At 32.0% G+C, this 3,821-nt stretch carries 5 protein-coding genes; all 5 read right to left on the minus strand.

The features are described from left to right. Positions 1-48: 48 nt before the first annotated feature. Complete coding sequence (locus AMO08_RS04220; protein WP_082255024.1) at positions 49-867, minus strand: phytanoyl-CoA dioxygenase family protein; 819 nt, start codon at positions 865-867, stop codon at positions 49-51. Positions 868-916: 49 nt separating this feature from the next. Beyond that, the gene (locus AMO08_RS04225; RefSeq protein ID WP_075485510.1) at positions 917-1,159 is read right to left on the minus strand and encodes a hypothetical protein; all 243 of its coding nucleotides are present in this window, start codon (positions 1,157-1,159) and stop codon (positions 917-919) included. A gap of 4 nt (positions 1,160-1,163) precedes the next feature. Further along, positions 1,164-2,198, minus strand: a complete 1,035-nt coding sequence (locus AMO08_RS04230; RefSeq protein ID WP_075485512.1) for a WD40 repeat domain-containing protein — start codon at positions 2,196-2,198, stop codon at positions 1,164-1,166. Continuing rightward, positions 2,195-3,166, minus strand: coding sequence for a CobW family GTP-binding protein (locus AMO08_RS04235; RefSeq protein ID WP_075485515.1), 972 nt, complete (start codon positions 3,164-3,166; stop codon positions 2,195-2,197). Before AMO08_RS04235 ends, AMO08_RS04230 begins: the two co-directional genes overlap by 4 nt. Positions 3,167-3,175: 9 nt before the next feature. Continuing rightward, positions 3,176-3,821: zinc ABC transporter substrate-binding protein (locus AMO08_RS04240; protein WP_179850746.1), on the minus strand; the 646-nt coding region annotated here is incomplete at its 5' end.

Raw genomic sequence — 3,821 nt, forward strand, 5'->3', positions numbered from 1 at the left:
TAAGTTCCATCAATATTTCAAGAGTATTCGTTCCGAATGCAACACCTCTTATCTCCTCAATCTTGGTTTTATTGATTTATTTCCTACAATTATATTTTTGTCATAATTTTCCAAATCAACCTCAGGATGAGGATTTCCATCATTGATTAATGGCCACGCATCACAAGCTCTATATCCAAATAAAATTAACGGTCTTGAGTTATTCATTTGATTGTGTCCAGACCCATGAACTGATCTACAATGAAAAAATACTACTGTTCCAGCAGTTCCAGTTATAGAAACACTATCTTTAGTTCCTATTTTATTTTTCTTAGTATCTATTTTTCCAACAAAATAATTTTCTTTGCTGTGGTGGCTGTACAATTTCTTTTTGTGTGAATTCTTTATTATTTTAAGTGGCCCATTTTTTTCATAACAATCATCTAAATATATACCAACTGTAATTAAATCATCGTTTGTATGAGGGTAAAAAGCCCAATCTTGATGCCATCCAATTTCACTACCTTTTTTCTTATTTGGAAGCTTGAAATTTAATTTACCTAGATGGAATCTAACTGTTCCACCTAATAATTTTTTAGCTATAGATATAATCTTTTTATCTCTAGACAATTCATAGAAAACTTTATGTCTGTTCTGAGGATTGTTTAGTCTTAAAATTTCTTTATTTTTTGAAGAGCCTGAATTGTAGACAAAATGGTAATTATTATAGGATTGAGTTCCATTTGCACCATTACTATTTTTTTCCTTTTTCTCTTTTGAAATTACTTCATTAACAATTTTATTAATTTTATTTATCTTCGTTTGAGAAATTAGATTTTCTTTAACAAGAAAGCCATTTTTTTTAAATAAATTTAAATCATTCATCATATCTTATTATATGAAACAAGAAAAAATTCTCTACAATAATTAACAATTTTTATTCTAATTCATTAATGTCATTTTCACTTATTTCATCTATAGGTTTATGAATTTTCCAGTTTTTAGTAGATCCATCTATTGATCTAGCAGTTATTACTGTCTCGGTTGGGGGACAATCAGGTTCATGACAATTTAATTCTGCAATGCTTAAAATTGTACTTTCTGGTATTTCATATTTTTTTATAAAATAATTTTTTAAATTCTGAATTGTTTCTAAATTTGGTTTTTTTTTATTAAACATCTTTTTATTGATCCCAAATTGAAGTCCACAAAGTATTTCCACTCATGTCACCAATAAATATACTTGATTTATCGTCAGTCATTGCGATTGCACTAACTTCAGAACCTGTGAAACTTCTAATTATTATAGTGTTATTCTCATTTTCAATTTGAGATAAAAAAACAGAACCATCACTCAAACCAGCAAAAATTGCTTTTTCATCAGGGAATGGTTCTATAAATGTAACTTGTTTATTTCCTATATAAGGAAGACAGATAGGTTTACGACCCATTGGTCCTTCACCATCAAAAGGCCAACATATTGCATCTATTGCTCCTGATGTTGCCAAGTAACTTGTATCATGAATGAAAGCAAAACTTTTAACTTTTGAGCCATATCCTGACATAGCAAAATCAAGTTTATCTTTTAAACGCCAGCAACGAAGTACATTTTCTTGCATGGAAGTTACCAAGTATTTACCATCTGGGCTAAAACTCACTTTATTGTGAGAACCTTTCCAATCTAATTTTGTTGATTTCCACTTATTGCTGTAATCTTTTTTCCAAACTGTAACACCTCCATATCTAGATACAGCCAACCGTCTTCCTTTAGCATCAAATGCCAAACCTCCAATTGTACTATCATGATTTAAAGATTTTGGTTCTTTTTTATTTTTATCCCAATAATAAACTACCTTACCCGAAGAACAAACTAGGTTTCCATTATGTGCTGCAACATGATCTACCCATCGTGAACCAAAGTTTGTAACTTCATTTATTTCTCCGTTAAGTGAAATTTTTAAAAAATAACCATCATCACCACCAGTTAAAATATTATCACCATCCTTTGCCATACAAAGAATCACACCTTTATGAGCCTTTAAAGTTTTGTGTTTTTCTCCAGAACTGAAAATTCTTATAGTACCATCGCCAAAACCAGCAGCTATATAATTACCAATTGAAACTGCACAGGTTACTGGAACTCCAATTTCTAACTGAATTCCTCTTTGCTCAAATTTAGTTTTATCTAACTGTGGAAATTGATTTAAATCAGTTGTCATTCTGATTTACAGGCTTCAAATCCTTCTTTTAAATTCATGGTTTCTAGGTTACGTCCAATAAATACTAGTCTAGAGCTACGTTCTTTATCGTCTGGCCATTTTCCCATTGGAGAAGCATCCATCAACATATGAACACCTTGAAACACATATCGATCATTTTCACCTTTGAAATCAAGTATTCCTTTAGTTCTCATAATATCTTGACCTTTTGTCTGCAAAAGTTTTCCAAACCAGTTTTGAAATTTTTCCATGTCTAGAGGTTTGTCAGATACGAATGATAAACTTGTAACATCATCATCATGCTCATGATCATGATCTGACTCAAGAAAATCTGGTTCTACCTCTAAAATACGTTTTAAACTAAATGCATCAAGATTAAGAATTTCCTTTAGTGGTGCCCCACATTTTGTTGTTTTAATAATTTTAGCAAAAGGATTAATTTTACGAATTCTCTTTGTTACTACGTCTATATTCTCATCTTTCACAAGATCTATTTTGTTTAGTAATATTACATCACCAAAAGCAATTTGTTCCTCAGCTTCGTGATGATCTTCAATTTGTGAGCTTAGATGAACTGCATCAGCAACTGTAACAATTGCATCTAGCTTTGTTTTATTTGCCACATCTTGATCTACAAAGAAGGTTTGAGCTACAGGAGCTGGATCTGCTAAACCTGTTGTTTCAACTATAATTGCATCAAGTTTATCAGCTCGCTTCATTAACCCACTAAGTATTCTAATTAGGTCACCTCTGACTGTACAGCATATACAACCATTGTTCATTTCAAAAACTTCCTCGTCAGCATCCACCACAAGGTCATTATCAATACCTTGTTCACCAAATTCATTTACAATAACGGCGTACTTTTGGCCGTGCTGTTCTGTTAGAATTCTATTAAGAAGTGTTGTTTTTCCAGCACCAAGGAAACCTGTTAAAACAGTAACAGGTACTTGGTGCTTGTTTTCCATTAATAACGATTAGCAACCTTTAAAGGATGCAGACATGTTTCTTATTAAATCAAAGTATAATGATTTTCCTGGATTTAAAGTAGCTCCCAAAGGATCCACTACTCCAGTTTTAATATTCATATCTTTTGCAACAGCTTTAATAATATCAGGGTTAAATTGAGGCTCTGAAAATACACATGCAACTTTATCATGCTCAATTACCTCTCTAATTTCTTTTAATTGTTCTGCACCTGGCATTACATCGGTGTTAACTGTGAAAGCACCCAAAATATTTACGTTAAATCTTTCTTCAAAATATTGATATGCATCATGAAAAACAATTGAAGCAACACTCTTATTTAACTCAGCCTTAACGTCTGCAGTAAGCTTATCAATATCATTAAGAGCTTTTTTCAAGTTACTTTTATAAGTAGCCTCGTTTTTTGAATCATTTTCAATTAAGTGTTCAGCCATTTCCTTTAATATAACTTTGGCATTTACAGGATCTAACCAAATGTGTGGATCAAATTCACCGTGGTGGTGTCCTTCATGTCCATCATGGTCGTCATGATCATCGTGACCATCTTTTTTACCGTGATCGTCATGTCCATGGTCATCATGGTCGTCTTCCTTTTTACCATGGTCATCATGATCGTGGTCATGATCATCTTCTTTT

The sequence above is a fragment of the Candidatus Pelagibacter communis genome, assembly GCF_001180205.1.
Lineage (GTDB): Bacteria > Pseudomonadota > Alphaproteobacteria > Pelagibacterales > Pelagibacteraceae > Pelagibacter > Pelagibacter ubique_O.

Excerpts from the sequence above, each read along its gene's own strand:
- AMO08_RS04220 (WP_082255024.1), bottom strand. The coding sequence starts at position 867 with ATGATGAATGATTTAAATTTATTTAAAAAAAATGGCTTTCTTGTTAAA.
- AMO08_RS04225 (WP_075485510.1), bottom strand. The coding sequence starts at position 1,159 with ATGTTTAATAAAAAAAAACCAAATTTAGAAACAATTCAGAATTTAAAA.
- AMO08_RS04230 (WP_075485512.1), bottom strand. The coding sequence starts at position 2,198 with ATGACAACTGATTTAAATCAATTTCCACAGTTAGATAAAACTAAATTT.
- AMO08_RS04235 (WP_075485515.1), bottom strand. The coding sequence starts at position 3,166 with ATGGAAAACAAGCACCAAGTACCTGTTACTGTTTTAACAGGTTTCCTT.